Raw genomic sequence first — 16074 nt, forward strand, 5'->3', positions numbered from 1 at the left:
GTGAAGATTCAGGGAGTCGAGGGCCAGGCCTGCCACGCCTGCTCGCCGTGCCCGGCCAGCAGGCGAGTCAGGTGCCTGAGCAGTTCGGCCTGCTGTTCGCGCAGGTAGAAGTGCCCGCCGGGGAACGTCTGGTAATCGGTCACCTGAGCACTGACCTCGGCCCAGGCATAGGCTTCGTCCGGGTCGACTTCAGGGTCCCGGGCGCCCAGGCACACGCTCAGCGGCAGGTCCAGGGCGCGGCTGATATCGCCGTAATATGACTCGATCAGCCGATAGTCGTTACGCAGCGCCGGCAGGTACAAGTCCCGCAGCGCCGGGTCATCGAGGGGCGACGGCGCACCGTCGGACAGGCGCCGCACCTCCTCCAGCAGCCCGGCATCCGGTCCCTGGTGCAGCTCGCTGTGACGCTGACGATGGGGCGCCGGGTGCGCGGAGACGATCAGCCGCTGGGGCGCCGAGCCCTGCTGCTGCAGACGCGCAGCCACCTCGAAGGCCAGGGCCGCGCCCATGCTGTGGCCAAACAGCACCAGTGGCCGGTCCACCAGGTCCGACAGGGCGCGGGTGATGGTGCCCGCCATCCATTCCAGGCTGCCGGGCCAGGTTTCGTCGAGCCGCTCTTCACGCCCCGGGTACTGCACGCTGACCAACTCGACGTCCGTCGGTAACAATCCACGCCAGTCATTGAAGAAGCCGGCGCTGCCCCCGGCATGGGGAAAGCACACCAGACGGCAACGCGGCGGCTGTGGCTGCGGATAACGCCGCAACCATGCGCTAGGAGCCTTTCTCACAACACACCCTCCTCTACTTCTACGGTGGCCGCGGTGGCCGGTTCTGAGCAAGGCCAGCTGACCCGGGTGTCCGGCAACCAATGGCGGACCTGTTCCAGGCACGCCGCGGCATCCAGCACCTGGGCGGCGTAATGCAGGCCCGTAGGCAGTTGCGCCCAGTGCAGGGCGCAGAACGCCGCAACACTGCCGGTCAGGCGCGAGCCATCACTGCCCCGCAGCCAGCCACGGGCCCGCTGCAGGCGTCCGTCGCGCACGCCCTCGACTTCCACTGCCAGCACTTGGTACGGGGTACGCCCGGCCACGTCCAGGGTACTGGCCTGGACCAGCGCGGCGATGTTTTGCGCGCTGTGGCGAGTCTTGGGATCCGAACCCTGGATGCGTTGCAGGGCCGCCGCCAGTTGCCCACCTTCGAACAGGTTGAAGCCCTGCCCGCTTGCGACCTGGAGATCACTGAACAGTCGCTGCTGCTCGGTGCTCAGGTAAGGCACGGCCTGCACCGCAACGCCGGGCAGCCAGTCAGGTTGCAGACCGTGCGCGGCACTCGCGGCCAACCGCACCGCACGCCCCGCGGACCAGCCGAACTGGGCCTGGCCAAAGCCGTTGCCCAGGCTCAGCAGGAAGTCCTCGGCCGCGGTCGCCGACAAGCGCCCCAGGCCTCCGGCGTAACAGCGCAGCGCCCGAACCTCCTGGAAGCGGCTCGCCAGCACCTGGGGAAACAGCCCCGAAAGCCCCGGCAGCATGCCCGCCGACAGCAGCACCCGGCGGCCGGCCGGCAGCCGGCCCTGCAAGCGCTGATGCAACGGGTCGTCGCCGCCCACATCCAGGTAGTCGGCGCCGGCCGCCAACGCGGCCCGGGCCACCCGGTCAACAATCCGGTAGCTGGGGCCGGCGCAATTGATCACCAACTGGCAACCGGCGCAGAACGCCGTGAGGCTCTGGTCGTCCCACAGATCCACCGCGCGCACTTCGGCCCGGCCCCGCAGTTGCTGTTGATTCAACTGTTCGGCCTGCCGCGCATCGCGGCCACCCAGGCGCAGCTGGCATGCGTCGGCCAGCAGCAGCGCAACCTGGCGCCCGACACTGCCGTAGGCGCCGACCAAGCCAATTACCCTGCCCCTCATGCCGCCACCTCGATTGGCGCATCGAAGGCCTGGGCCACAGCCTCCACCTGCGGGCTCTGCATGCAGCTGAAGTGATCCCCCGGCACGTCCACCACCCGCAGCTCGCCCAGGCACAGGGCCTGCCAGTAGGCACTCATGTCGCGGTGCATGCCCGGCAACACCTGGACTTCACCGCTCTGCCGGATGAACAGCATGTCGCCCTGGTACGGCGTGGCCTCGTGCAGGGCCACCGCCGCCAGGCTGTGACGCAAGACCCGCAGTTGCTCGCCCAGCCAGTCCAGGTCGCTGAGCTGGGAGCCGGCGTGCCGCATGGCTTGGGCAATCGCCTGCAAACGCTGCTCCGCAGATTTCTCCGCCAGGCGCTGCAGGCAGGCCAGGGCCGCAGCACAGTCGGCTTGCTCGCTCAGGGCCAGCAACGAACCCTGCGGCACCCGGCCCGGGGTCTGTTCCAGGACCCGGGCGATGCAGCGTTCCATGGCCTGTTCATCCGCGGGGTAACCCAACGCCAGAGGATCGGCCTGCATCACCCGGGCGAACACGTACTCGGCCAGCAAGTCGTCCTCGATCATGAATGGCACCCGGTAGCTGCTGATCACGCTCAGTTGCAGCACCTCGATGGCGCGCGCCGCCAGGCAGGCCGCCAGTTCCGTGGCCAGCAGCCCGCCGAGGCAGTAGCCGACGATGCTCACCTGGCGTCGCCCCTCAGCCTGCAAGGTGTCGGCGTAGCGCTCGGCCAACTGGCGAATCGCGGTGGCCGGTTCCAGGGCCAGGTAGGCCGGCACATCGTTGAGCACCAGCCCTTCCAGGGCCGCCTCTTCGCCCAGGGCGGCAAACAGCGCCCGATACGGTGCCAGGGTGCCGCTGCCGTCGTGGACGAAAATCCGCGTCGGCCCCTGGGCCCTGGCGCTGATGCGCACCAGTGGCGAATCGGCTTCCACTCCCTGCCCCCGCAGATACTCGGCCAGGGCGGCCACGGTCGGCTGGTTGATCAACTGCCGCAGCAGGTCGCTCCAGGGCAAGTCCCGAGCCTGGGGCAAGGCTTCGCGCAAGCGGCCCACCACTTGCGCCACCAGCAGGGAGTCGCCGCCCAGCTCGAAGAAACTCTGCTCCCGGCCCACCACCGGCACCCGCAACAGGCTCTGCCAGACCTGGGCAATGCTGCGCTCCAGATCGTCCAGCGGCGCCGCGCCGCTGTTGACTTGCTGCTCGGGCCCGGCACTGCCGATGCGCGCCAGGGCCTGGCGGTCGACCTTGCCGTTGGCGGTCAGCGGCATCTCGTCGAGGATCTGCCAGTCCGCCGGGATCATGTAGTCCGGCAGGCGCTGGGCCAGGTGCTCGCGCAGGGCCTCCGGCGCCAGGGTCTGGCGTTCGCTCTTGAAACGGGTGATGAACAGGTGCTGGCCGATCTGCGACATCGCATCGTCGGCCTTGGGCAGGCACAACGGTGTCTCGCCCCCGGCCTCCAGCAACAGCTGCTGCCACTGCTCGCGACGGATGAAGGTGGTGTCCAGTTCAGCACGGAAATCCTCGAAGGCGCTGAGGCCTTCCTTGAACTCCATGGAGGCCATGATCTGGTAGGTGTCGCGGGTGGCTTCGATGAAGATCAGCCAGCCTCCCGGGGCGAGCATTTCCCGCAGCCGCGCCAGCACCCGGCTGGCGTGCCGTGAGTTGTGCAGCACGTTGGCGCAGAGGATCACGTCCAGGGAGTTGGCGGCCACGCCCTGGGCCCAGTGGTCCTGGTTGAGGTCGAACAGGCCGTAGCTGACCCAGGGGAAGGCGGCGAAATGCTCCCGGGCCTCGTTGAGGAAAAACTGCGACAGGTCGGTGAACTGGTAATCCACCGCCAGCCCGTCGAGGGCCGGAATCAGGTCGGCGCTGGTGCCACCGACCCCGGCGCCGATTTCCAGCAGGCGCAGGCGCTGGCCCGCAGGTCGCTGGCGAATGATCTCCTGCACCGCGGCGCACACCGCCTGGTTCAGGTACTGGCTGATGAGGTTCTTGCGGTACGCACCCTCGGCCGTGTCGGTGCGGCCCTGGGGGAATAGCAGGTGCAACGGGTCGAGTTGGTCGCTCATCAGCGCCGGCAACTGCTCCTGGCTTTCGCGCAGGTAGCGCAGGACCTCGGCGCCCCAGCCGACGCTGGTTTCCAGGCTGTCGATACGCTGCCAGAGCTGGCGGTATTCGTCGCGCTCGACCTGCAGGTCCGAGTAGCTGGCCGTATCCCGGTCATGGTGCACCAGCCCCTCACGGGCCAGGGCCTGCAGCCAGCGGCGGATCAGCCGCTGGTTGCGCGGGGCGACGTCGCAATGACGCCATATCTGTTCCAGGCTGTGCCGCTGCCCCGGCTGTTCGAACAATCCCGGGCGTTGCAGGGCCAGGCCCATGGACAGCAACGCGGCGCGCTCGACGCAGGCCGACATTTCGCTCACCAACGCATCGCTCAAGCCACCGCGCACGGCCTGTGCGGCCGACTGGGTCAGCGCCTCCAGTTGCGCCGGCCAAGGCATCGGCATCTCCCGCAGGCTGGCCCGCAGACAGGCTTGCAGGCGTCGGTCGAAGGCGCCCTCACCCGCGGCCACCACCACCGCCGACTCCACATGGGGATGGCTGAGCAACGCGCTTTCCACTTCCGCCAGTTCGATCCGGTGGCCACGCACCTTGACCTGGAAATCCTCGCGGCCAAGGAACTCGAGCAAACCGTCTTCCAGGTAGCGGCCCAGGTCGCCGGTGCGGTACAGGCGTTCGCCACTGCGCGGGTGGTCGACAAAACGCTCGGCGGTTTTCTGCGCATCGCCGAGGTAACCCAGAGCCAACCCGTCGCCCGCGATATACAGCTCGCCGGCCACCCCTTGCGGGCGGTCGCGGCCCTGTTCGTCGAGGACCATGAAGCGCTGGTTGGCCAGGGGCGTGCCATAGGGAATGCTGCGCCACTCGGGATTGACCTGCTGGATCGGGTAGTAGATCGACCAGATCGCTGCTTCCGTGGCACCGCCCAGGCTGATCAGGCGCAGGCCCGGCAGGCACTGCGCGGCTTCGGCCGGCAGGTTCAGGGCAATCCAGTCCCCCGACAGCAATGCCAGGCGCAAGGCCGTCGGGGCCGCCGCGGGCACCGCCTGCAGGTAGTGGGTGAGCATCTGCAACTGCGCCGGCACCGAGTTCCACAGGGTCACGCCATGTTCGCGGGCACATTCGGCCCAATGCGACGGATCGGCACGGCGTTGTGGCTCCGGCAGCACCAGGGCGCCGCCCACCGCGAACAGGCCGAAGATGTCGTACACCGACAGGTCAAAGCCCAGGCTGGCCAGGGCCAGCACCCGGTCATCGGCCTCGATGGCAAAGCGCTGGTTGATGTCGACGATGGTATTGAGGGCCGCCTGATGGCTGATCATCACCCCCTTGGGCACCCCGGTGGAACCCGAGGTGTAGATCACGTAGGCCAGTTGCTGCGGGTCGCTGTTCAGGCTCGGCAACGCCCGTTGCGCCGCCCGCGGGCCCTGGTCCACCGCGATCACCTGGGTCACCCGCGACGGCCAGCCCAGGCTGTCGCTCAACCAGGACTGGCTGAGCACCCGGCCGACCTCGGCGTTGTCGAGGATCAGCGCGCGTCGGGCCTCGGGCTGGTTGGTGTCCAGGGGCAGGTAGGCGGCCCCGGCGCGGAGGATGCCAAGCACCGCGATCACCTGTTCCAGGCCCTTGTCCATGCACACCGCGACCCGCTCGCCGGGTTGGCAACCGGCGTCCAGCAGGGCCTCGGCCACGGCTTCGGCGCGTCCGGCCAGTTCGCCGTAGCTCAACTGCGCGGCGCCCTGGATCAGCGCCACGCGCTGTGGCGCGGCGGCGGCCTGTTGCCAGAAAGGCTGGTGCAACAACCCGCTCGGCAGCGCTTGCGCGGTCTGGTTCACCAGTTCGCGCTGCAGGCGCTGCACCGCCGGCAACTCCAGGCAGTCGTCCAGGGTCCAGGCCGAGGGTTCCCGGGCCAGGCGCTTGAGCAAGCGTTCGAAAGTGTCGAACAGGTCATCGAGCAAGGCCGCGCTGAACACCCCTTCGCGGATGTCCCAGTTGATCGCCAGGCCGTTGTCGCGCTCGCTGACCTGGCAGTCGATCAGCACCTGGGGCGTCTGGCTGATGCCGAACACCAGTTCGGCGCCAGGCATGAACGCCCCGCCGCCGCTTTCACCACCGGCCCCGAGGGTGCTGGTGAAGGCGTAAGGCATCAGCGCCGCGTCCTGGCCCTTGCGCCGCGCCAGTTCGCGCAGCACTTCGATGCCCGAGCACAGCCGGTGGTCCATGTCCTGCCACAGCTGTTCCTGCAACTGCTGGCTGCGCTGGCCGAAACTGCCGCCTTGCAGGGTCTGTACTTGCAGCAGCTCCACCGAACTGAAGTCGCCCACCAGGCGATCCACCTGGGGGTGCAGCGACAGGCGATTGAGCAAGGTCAGGCTCAGGCAGAAATCCCCGCGCCGGCTCCAGCGCCCCAGGGTTTCGGCGTAGGCCGAGAGGATTGCCGCCGACACCCCGACCCCAGCCGCCGCGGCGTTCAAGCGCAGGGCGTTGCAGTCCCGGGCTTCCAGGCTCATGGCCCGGCGCTGGAAGCGCGGCCCGCTGGGCGCCCCCAGCAGCGGCAGTTCCGGTGCTCCCGGCAGGCCGTCGATCCGCTCCCACCAATACTGCCGATCCCGCTGGTAACGCGGTTGCTCACGCAGGCGGCGCTCCCCCAGCACGTAGTCGCGGAAACTGATCTGCGCCGGTGCCGGCAAGGCTTCGCCGCGATACAGCTGCTGCAACTCGGCCAACAGCATGCGCACGCTCTGGTAGTCGCAGACCAGCAGGTCCACCGAAAGGTGCAGGCGCGACTGCTCGCGGCCCTGGCTCACCCGCAATTCGATCAAGGGCCATTGTTGCGGCGTAGCGCGGCGCAGTTCCATGCGCTCGCGCAGAGCCTGCAAGGCGCTGCCGTCATCGTCGCGCAGGTCATGGCACGGGATCGAGTAGTGCGGCACCTGGGGCAGGATGCGCTGGTAGCCCTCCTCCAGCACCACCGCGCGGAGCATTTCGTGGCGCGCGATCAACTGGTTCCAGGCGCGCTCCAGGCGTGCCGGGTCGAGGTCTTGCTGGGCGAATTCCAGGTAGCCGTGGCACGCCACGCCGCCGTAGCTGAAAGCGTTGGTGCGGCCCATCAGGTAGGCCGCCTGGACGTCGGTCAGCGGGAAGGGTTCTTCGCGGGCCGAATGGTCGGCCTCCAGGGTCGGCATCTGCGCCGCCTGCAGGGCCTGCAGCAGCGCGTCCTTGTGTGCGCGCAGTTGCTGCAGGCGCGCCTCGTCCATCACCCCGGCCGGGGCCCGGTAGCGCAGGCGGCCCTGTTCTTCCCAGAGTTCCACGCCCCGTTGTTGCAGGTCCTGTTGCAGTTCTTGCAGCGTCATAACACGCCCTCCACCATTGCGTTCTGATTGACGGGCCGCTGCTCCCGGCGCGAGGCAAGCAACTGCCCCTGCAGGGCCACGGTGGCCGCGTTGAAAAAATCCTTGAGCGACAGCTCCAACTGGAACTGCCGGGCGATGCGTTCGATCAGCCGGGCCGCCAGCAAACTGTTGCCGCCCAGGGCGAAAAAGCCCTGGTGCCGGCCCACCCGTGGCACCTCCAGCAGTTCTTCCCAGAGCGCGGCCACGGCTTCTTCCCAGGGGCCTTGCGGGGGTTGCTGGTTGTCGGGCTGGATGCCCCGGCGCTGCTCCTGCAGCAGCCACGCCAGCGCGGCGCGGTCGACCTTGCCATTGGCGCTCAGGGGCAGTTCCGGCAGGTTCAGCCAGCTGTCCGGCAGCATGTGCTCCGGCAGCCACTGGGCCAGCCACTGGCGCATGGCGCTGGCCTCGGGCAACGTCTCGCAGCCCACCAGCGCCACCGCCAGCTGGCGCTCGGCACCCGGCAGGATCAGGCTCACGGCGCGGCTCACCGCCGGGTGGCGTTCCAGGGCCACGTCGATTTCCGCCAGCTCGATGCGAAAGCCGCGGACCTTGACCTGATGGTCCAGGCGTCCGAGAAACTCCAGGGTGCCGTCGGCCCAGTAGCGGCCCTGGTCGCCGGTGCGGTACCAGCGCTGGCCGGCATGTTCGACAAAGCGCTGGGCGCTGAGGGTCGGCAGGCCGCGATAACCGGCGGCCACCCCATCGCCGCCGATCCACAGTTCACCGGGCACCCAGTCCGGGCAGTCGTGGCCCTGGCTGTCCACCACCCGCAAGCACTGATTGTCCAAGGGCCGGCCATAGGGGATCGAACGCCAGTGCGCGGGGACCTCGCCCACCTCTTGCACGTTCGACCAGATGGCCGCCTCGGTGGCGCCGCCCAGGGCCACGAATTGCAGCGGCCGGCCGGCGGCCTGGCGCAGGCGCCGCGGCAGGTCGAGCCCGACCCAGTCGCCGGACACCATCGCCAGGCGCAGCGACCCGAGCCCGCCAGCGTCACGCACCTGCAGGGTGAGCATGTCCAGCAACGCCGGCACCGAGTTCCACAGCGTCACCTGCTGTTCACGGATCAGCCGCAGCCATTCCTGGGGCTCCTTGCGGCGTTCATCGGCGGGCAGCACCAGGGCGCCGCCGACGCTCAGGAGGCCGAACAGGTCATACACCGAGAGGTCGAAATCCAGGGCTGAAACCGCCAGGACCCGGTCCTCGGCACCGACCCGATAACGGCGATTGATCGCCTCGACGGTGTTCATCGCCGCGCCGTGGCACAGCTCCACGCCCTTGGGTTCACCGGTGGTGCCGGAGGTGAAGATCACATAGGCCAGGGCGCTCGGCGCCTGCGCCACCGGTTCGACCAGGGCGCTTGCCGTACGGGCATGGGCCAGGGTCACCACCTGCAGTGCGGCGAGCCACACGCCGCCCTCGCGTCGAGGCGCGTCGGTGATCACCAGCCGCGCTCCGGCACGCTGATAGATCTGGTCGCGGCGTGCCGCCGGCTGTTCCACCCCGACCGGTACATAGACCGCACCCGCGGCGAGAATCCCCAGCACCGCGATCACCTGTTCGCGGCCCTTGGGCAAGGTGATCGCCACGGCGTCACCGGGTTGCACGCCCCAGTCCAGCAAGGCCCCTGCCAGTTGCAGGGCCTCTCGGGCCAGCTCGGCGTAACTCAGGGTGCCCTGCTCGCAGATCAGCGCCGCCCGTTCGGGCTGCCGCCGGGCCTGGAGGAAAAAGCCCTGGTGCAACAGCTGCGCCGGGCTGGCATGGGCGGTGTGGTTGGCCGCCTGGCGCACCTGCTGCTGACTCTCGGGCAAGGGCAGCGGCGCTGGCTGTTGCCAGTCATTGGCACAGAGCCACAGCAGCAACTGCCGATAGCCATCGAACATCTGCTCCAGCAGGCCTTCGGGGAACAGTGCCGGCACCGCATCCCAGTTCAGCAGCAGGCCATCGGCCAGCGGATAGCTCTGGTGATCCAGCCACACCTGGGGGGTTTGCGACAGGGCCCAGCCGGGTTCCCCCAACTGCTGGCGGCACGTCTCATCGACAAACGCCGGGCCCAGGTTGCAGGCGAACACCACCGGCGCACCCTGGCCCGCGCCCTGGCGCAACCGTGCGCGTTCGCGCAGTACCTCAACCCCAGGCCAGGCGCTGTGGGCGATGTCGCGGTGCAACTGGGCCTGCAAGGCCAGGGCCTGCTGGCAGAAGTCCGCCGCTTGGCGCTGGTCCACTTCCAGCAGCACCAGGTTGGAAAAATCCGCCAGCAGATGGGGCACGCAAGGGTGCAGCTCCTGGCGATTGAACAGCGGCACATTGAGCAGAAAATGCTGGCTGGCGCTCCAGCGCCCCAGCACCTGGGCATAGGCGCAGGCAAGAACGCTGGCCAGGGTCAGGCCGTGACCTCGGGCCCGCTCCTCCAGGGCCTGCAGTTGGCACAGGTCGAGGCGCATCGCCAGGCGCTGGAAACGCGGGCGACCAAGAGTCTGCGGATCTTGCGCCAGGGGCAGTTGCGGGCCATCCGGCAATGCATCCAGGCGCGCCAGCCAGTAGTCCCGGGCTGCCGCCAGTTGCGGCGCACGCGCGGCCTGCTCCGCCTTCAGGTAATGGGCGAAATCCCAGTCCAGGGCGGGTAACTGCTGCTCCTGGCCGGCATGGATCAGCGCCAGGTCGCGCAGCAGGATGCCGATGCTGAGGACGTCGGCCACCAGCAGGTCGATGTTCAGGTGCAAGCGGCTGCGACCTTCGGGCAAGCGGCTCAGTTGCACATCGAAGACTTCGCCGCGGGTCACGTCCAGGCAACGCTGGGACAGCCGTTCGCGGATCGCGTCCAGGGCCTCGGCGGCGGCCACGCAGGAAGCCTCGCGCAGGTCGTGCACGGTCAGCCCCGGCCAGGGGCTCTGGGGCAGGATGCGCTGGCAGGTGTCGCTGATGAAGCAGGCCCGCAGCATCGGGTGGCGCTGGCACAGGCGCCGCAGCGCCTGCTCCAGGTGCTGGGGTTCGAGGCCGTGGCCATCCAGTTCCTGGTACAGGTGGCAGCCCACGCCGCCCAGGGGCATGGCCGGATCGCGGCCGAACCAGTAGGCCTGTTGCAACGAGGTCAGGCCGAAATCCGTGCTCGGCTCGGCACTGGCCACGGCCTGCAGGCGCGGCGCAGGTGTGCCGCGCCGAGCCTCGATCAGCGCCCACCAGGCCTGCAGGGTCGGCTGCTGGATCAGTTCGGCAAAGCCCAGGGTCACGCCTTCGGCGGCCAGCAGGGCCGGCAGGCGCATGATGCTCACCGAATCGAGCCCCTGCTCGATCAACGAGGTATCTGGCTCCAGGTCTTCGGCGGCGTAGTGCAACAATCGTGCAATGCCTTCGCAGAGTCCTTGGGGGGAATCACTCAGGCCGGCGTCCGCTGGATGAGCGCGTGCCAGTGCTGGGTTATCAGTCATGGTGGACGTTCCTTTGGGGTACGGAAGGGGGTGGTCGCAAGCGCCAGCGATTGATCGCCTCGCGCTCGTGGAACAGTTCGCGATAACGGCCCGGGGCCGCCATCAATTGGGCATGGTTGCCGCGCTGGGCCAGTTGTCCCTGGTCCAGCAGGAGGATCTGCCCGGCGCTGGGAGCCAGGGTCGGCTTGTGGGTCACCAGCAGCACCGTGTGCTTGCGGGCCAGCGCCAACAGGCTGTGGTTGACCTGCGCTTCGCTGATGGCATCGAGGGCCGCGGTGGGTTCGTCCAGCAGGACCAGCGTCGCGTCCTTGAGCAGCACCCGGGCCAGGGCCAGGCACTGGCGCTCGCCACCGGACAGGCTGACGCCGCCCTCGCCGACCCGGGTCTGCCAGCCCTGGGGCAAACGCTGGGCCAGGCGCTCGAGGCCGGTGGCGCGAGCGGCCGCCATCAGTTGCTCGTCCGTGGCTTCGGGCCGTCCCAGCCGCAGGTTGTCCAGCAGGCTGGCGGCCAGCGGCGGGCAGTCCTGGAACATCAGTGCGATGGACTCATCTCGGCGCTCGGCCGACAGCTGGCGCAGGTCGACGCCGCCCAGCAGAATCGCGCCGCTATCGGGATCGCTGAAGCGCGCCAGCAAGCGCAGCAGGCTCGACTTGCCGGAGCCCGAGGCCCCCACCAGCAGGTTCAGCGAGCCCGGTTCCAGGGTGAAACTGATGCCCTGCAAGATCGGCTGGCCCTGGCGGATCAGCCCCAGGTCGCGCACGTCCAGTTGCTGGCCATCGGGCTCCCGGGGCTGGCTCGGTTCCGGCAGCGCCGGCAGTTGCAGCAACTGGCGCAGGCGGTTCAAGCCGTGGCGGGTCTGGCGCAAGGTGGTGCCCAGGTTGACCAGCGCGCCCATGGGTTCCACCAGGCAGGTGGCGAGCACCGCCAGGGCCAGGAACTGCACGGCACCGAGGCTGCCGCCGAGCACCGCATACAGGCCGCACAGAAGCACCGCGGTGTAGCCGGCCTGAAGCACCACCGCCAGCCCCAGGGCCGCCGGAAAGGTCCGCCAGTGGGCCCGACGCTGGGCCAGGCGCTGCTGTTGCAAGGCCTCGGTGAGCAAGCTGAAGCCTTCACCGTTGCGCCCGCTGGCACGCAGCAGCGGCTGCTGGCGCAGGAACTCCAGGACCCGCGCCGCCGCCTCGTTGGCCGCCGCTTCACTCAAGGCCTCGGCCTGGCCACCCCAACGCACGCCCCAGTGATAGAACAGCAGCAGCAACGGCACGCTGGCCAGGGCTGCCAGGGCCATCGAACGGTCATAGAAGAACAGCGCCACCAGCAACGCCAGGGGCGTCAGCAAGGCATTGGCCATGGGCTGCAGCAGGTGCGCCGGGGCACTCATGATCTGCAGCACGGTGTGGGTCACCAAACGATTGAGTTCGGCGCTGCGCCGCTCGACAAACCACTCCAGGGGCAGGCGCACCAACTGCTCGCCGATGCGCAGGTTCAACGACTGCGCGGCTGCCGCACCGGCCCGGTAGCCGGCCAGTTGCGCGTGCCGGCGCAACCACAGGCACAGCACGGCCAGCCCGGCAAAGGCCCCGGCCCAACGCCAGGACGCACTGCCCGAGGCCGCCTCGAACACCTCGGCAAAGGCCATCGGCAGCAGAGCCAGCGCGGCGCCCTGGACCAGCGCGCTGAGGGCCGTGGCCGCCAGGGCCCGGCGCAGCAAACCGGCTTCCCGGGGCTGCAGGCTACGTAACAGAGCGGCAATCATGCTTCGGCCCTCGTCAGCGGCGCAGCGCTGAACTGCTCCGCCGCCCACAACCCGGCATACACCCCCTGTTGTGCCAGCAAGGCCGAATGAGCACCGCACTCCAGCAACTGCCCGCCCTGCAGCACGGCGATCTGGTCGGCATCCTGAATGCTGCTCAAACGGTGGGCGATCACCAGCACCGTGCGCCCCGCCGCCAGGCGCGACAGGGCCTGCTGGATCGCTGCCTCGGAATGGGGATCGCTGGCGGCCGTGGCTTCGTCGAGCACCAGGATCGGTGCCTGGCTGAGCATCGCCCGGGCAATCCCCAGGCGCTGGACCTCGCCACCGGACAACTGCACGCCAGCCCCCAGCACGCTGTGATAGCCCTCGGGCAAGGCGCTGATGCGCTCATGGATCTGCGCCGCCCGGGCCGCCTCTTCGACCTCGGCCAGGCTGGCTTCAGGCCGCCCCAGGCGCAGGTTGTCGAGGACGCTGGTGCGCAGCAGGCGCACCTCCTGGAAGACAAACGCCACCTGGCGATACAGGGTCGCGCTGTCCATGTCGCGCAGGTCGACGCCGCCGATGCGGATCGCCCCGCCGCTGACATCGGCAAAACGTGCCAGCAAGGTCGCCAGGGTCGACTTGCCGGCCCCGGAATCCCCCACCAGGGCGGTCAGGGTGCCGGGCTGCAACTGCAGGTCGATGCCCCGCAACACCTGGGTGCCGTCGGGGTAGCTGAAATCCACCGCGTCGAAGGTCACCTGGTGCCCTTCGGGCTGCCGCGCGAAGGCCGGCTGCGCCAGCACCTCGGTGCCCAGCACCTGACTGATCCGCTGCGCCGCCGCACGGCCTTGCACCAGCGCATCGGCACCGTGCCCCAAGGCCGCCACCGGCGCCGCCAGGGCCGGGCCCAACAGGGCGAACGGCAGCAACTGCGCCGGCTGCAGGCCGCCCCAGGCAATCAGCGGCACCCCGGCCACCAGCACCAGGGCCAGCACCAACAGTGGCGACAACAACACCTCGACACTGGCGCCCAGCCCGGCCCAGCGCTCGACCCATCGGGAGAAGAAACGCCCGAAATCCTGCACCGCACTGAAGAAGTCGTTCTGCACCCGCTCCACCCGGCCAAAGGACTTGACCATGGCGATGCTCTGGACAAAGTTCAGGGTTGCCGTGGACAGCCCTGCCAAGGCGCCGCCCAGGCGCTGGCGCTCGGCGCGATAGGCCGCCGTGCGCATGACCCGCAGGCGCCACAGGGCTACCAGCGGCGGCACCAGCACCACCAGGGTCATCGGGCCGCTCACCGTCAGCAGGTAGACCAGGCTGGCCAGGGGCACCACCAGCGCGGCCACCAGGTTGTTGGGCAGGTGAGCCACCCATTGATGCAAGGCGCCGACATCGTCCAGCAACACCCGCTCGGCGGTTTCCCGCTGGCGGCCGAACCAGGCCAGGGGCACCCGCGCCAGGTGCGCGGCGATACGCTGGCGCAGCTGCCGTTGCAGGTCGCTGTCCGCCAGGTGAGTGATCTGCAACGCCGCCGCCAGCCCCAGCAGACGCAGGAGCAAGGCCCCTGCGCCAGCCAGCAGCCAGAACTGCGCGCGGCTTGAATCCAGCGCGCCGTCCAGCAGCAGTGGCGCCAACTCCGCCACGGCAATGAACGGCAGCAGGCCCATCAGGGCCGCCAGGGCCTGGAGCAGCATCGCCGCCAGCAGGCGCCCGCGCACCGGGTACAGGAGGTCGGATAATCCTTGTCGTTCAGCCACGGGCGCCACTTCCCTCCAGAGGTTCGGCCTGAGCGCCGAAGTACTGGGCCTGGATCGCCTCACGCAGGTGTTTGCGGCTGACCTTGCCCACCCCGGTCTGGGGAAACGCCGGGATGAATTCAAAACGATCCGGCAGCTTGAACGCCGCCAGCCCCTGGGCGCGCAGGTGGCGCAGCAGCTCCGGAGCCCGAGGCGCGGCGCCCCGGGGAATGACGAAGGCGCAAGTGCGCTCGCCGAGGAAGGCATCGGGCATTGCCACCAGAGCAATGTCGGCCACCGCCGGGTGGCTGAGCAGCAGGTTCTCCACCTCTTCGGCGGCGATCTTTTCGCCTCCGCGATTGATCAGGTCCTTGTCCCGCCCCTCGACCATCAGGTAGCCGTCGGCGGTGAGCAGTACCCGGTCGCCGGTGCGGTAGAAACCGTCAGCGGTGAAGGCCTGGGCGTTGTGTTCGGGGTAGCGGTAATAACCGCGAATGGTATAGGGACCACGGGTCAGCAACTGCCCCACCTGCCCCGATGCCACGGGCTGGTCCTGCTCGTCCACCACGAGGATTTCATCGGCCGGCGACAGGGGCCGGCCCTGGGTGTGCAGCACCCGTTGAGGCGGGTCCTCGGGGTCGGTGTAGCAGATCAGCCCTTCGGCCATGCCGAACACCTGTTGCAGCCGGCAGCCCAGCACCGGCTCGATGCGCCGCGCCGCCTCGTAGCTGAGCTTGGCGCCGCCCACTTGCAGCAGTTGCAACTGCGGCAAGCCACGCCCGCGCGCCTCGGCCGCCTCCATCCAGACCAGGGCCAGAGGGGGCACCAGGGCGGTATGGGTCACTGCCTCACGCTCGATCAACTCGAAGCACACCTCCGGGCTTGGCGAACGGCTCAACACCACCCGCCCGCCCACCGACAAGGCGCCGATAAACCCCGGGCAGCACATGGGGAAGTTGTGGGCCATGGGCAGCACCGCGAGGTACACGCTGGCGCTGGAGAGGCCGCAGCGCTCGACGCTGGCCCGCAGGTTGTAGAGGTATTCGTGGTGCCGACGCGGGATCAGCTTGGGAATCCCGGTGGAACCACCGGACAGCTGGAAACACGCCACCGCATCGGCCCGGGGGACCGCCAACGGCTGCACGGCAACCTCGTCATAGAGGTCTTCCAGGGCCGTGAACTCTTCGGCCTCACCGGCGACTATCACCCACTGCAGATGCGCCTGGCCGGCCTTGAGCTGGCGCGCCAGTGTGCGGAAATCGAAGCCACCGTCGTGATCGGCACACAGGTAGGCCCGGGCCTGGGCAAACTCGCAGAAACGCCCGATCTCCAGGTGACGATGGGCCGGCAAGGCAAAGATCGGCCGCACCCCGAGGCGATACAGGGCAAAGCAGACTTCGACGAAGGCGGCGCAGTTCGGCAGTTGCAGCACCACGTTGTCGCCGGCCCGCAGCCCGAGGCGCTGCAGGCCGGCGGCCAGTTGGTCAACCCGCTGGTCCAACTGGCGATAGCTCAGGTGCAGTTCGCCATCGGTCAGGGCCTCGCGCTCGGCAAAGGCCCGGGCGGCGCCACGCAGCAGGTCGCCAAAAGTCTCGTCGCGCCAGTAACCGGCCTGGCGATAACGCTCGGCAAAGGCTTCAGGCCAAGAGGGGCAATCCTGCAGATCATCGAAAGTGGACATGCTGTCTCCTGAGTTTTTTTACGCAAAAAGCGGCCCCGGAGCTGAAACATCAGCCCCCTGGAAATTCTGAAAAACGCCGTCAGGCGTGGCGGGTACGAAGGCGCACCGGCTGGCCGGTGG

7 protein-coding genes are annotated in these 16074 nt (G+C 68.9%); all 7 read right to left on the reverse strand.

What is annotated here, in order from left to right; genetic code table 11:
* Positions 1-8: 8 nt before the first annotated feature.
* From GV819_RS17325 to GV819_RS17355, 7 genes are read right to left on the reverse strand one after another with little or no spacing between them, the layout of a single operon-like run.
* Positions 9-788 carry a thioesterase II family protein gene (locus tag GV819_RS17325; RefSeq protein WP_161757267.1) on the reverse strand — a complete coding sequence of 260 codons (780 nt, stop codon included), beginning with the start codon at positions 786-788 and terminating at the stop codon, positions 9-11.
* Positions 785-1909 carry a saccharopine dehydrogenase NADP-binding domain-containing protein gene (locus tag GV819_RS17330; RefSeq protein ID WP_178126024.1) on the reverse strand — a complete coding sequence of 375 codons (1125 nt, stop codon included), beginning with the start codon at positions 1907-1909 and terminating at the stop codon, positions 785-787. Before GV819_RS17330 ends, GV819_RS17325 begins: the two co-directional genes overlap by 4 nt.
* Complete coding sequence (locus GV819_RS17335) at positions 1906-7329, reverse strand: non-ribosomal peptide synthetase (RefSeq protein WP_161757268.1); 5424 nt, start codon at positions 7327-7329, stop codon at positions 1906-1908. The genes GV819_RS17330 and GV819_RS17335 overlap by 4 nt, the downstream gene beginning before the upstream one ends.
* On the reverse strand, positions 7326-10796 hold the full coding sequence (locus tag GV819_RS17340) for a non-ribosomal peptide synthetase (RefSeq protein WP_161757269.1): 3471 nt from the start codon (positions 10794-10796) through the stop codon (positions 7326-7328). The genes GV819_RS17335 and GV819_RS17340 overlap by 4 nt, the downstream gene beginning before the upstream one ends.
* Positions 10789-12552, reverse strand: a complete 1764-nt coding sequence (locus GV819_RS17345; protein ID WP_161757270.1) for an ABC transporter ATP-binding protein — start codon at positions 12550-12552, stop codon at positions 10789-10791. Before GV819_RS17345 ends, GV819_RS17340 begins: the two co-directional genes overlap by 8 nt.
* Positions 12549-14294 carry an ABC transporter ATP-binding protein gene (locus GV819_RS17350; RefSeq protein WP_368668907.1) on the reverse strand — a complete coding sequence of 582 codons (1746 nt, stop codon included), beginning with the start codon at positions 14292-14294 and terminating at the stop codon, positions 12549-12551. The genes GV819_RS17345 and GV819_RS17350 overlap by 4 nt, the downstream gene beginning before the upstream one ends.
* Complete coding sequence (locus GV819_RS17355) at positions 14287-15954, reverse strand: (2,3-dihydroxybenzoyl)adenylate synthase (protein WP_161757272.1); 1668 nt, start codon at positions 15952-15954, stop codon at positions 14287-14289. The genes GV819_RS17350 and GV819_RS17355 overlap by 8 nt, the downstream gene beginning before the upstream one ends.
* Positions 15955-16074: the final 120 nt, after the last annotated feature.

The sequence above is a fragment of the Pseudomonas sp. Fl5BN2 genome (assembly GCF_009908205.1).
GTDB lineage: Bacteria > Pseudomonadota > Gammaproteobacteria > Pseudomonadales > Pseudomonadaceae > Aquipseudomonas.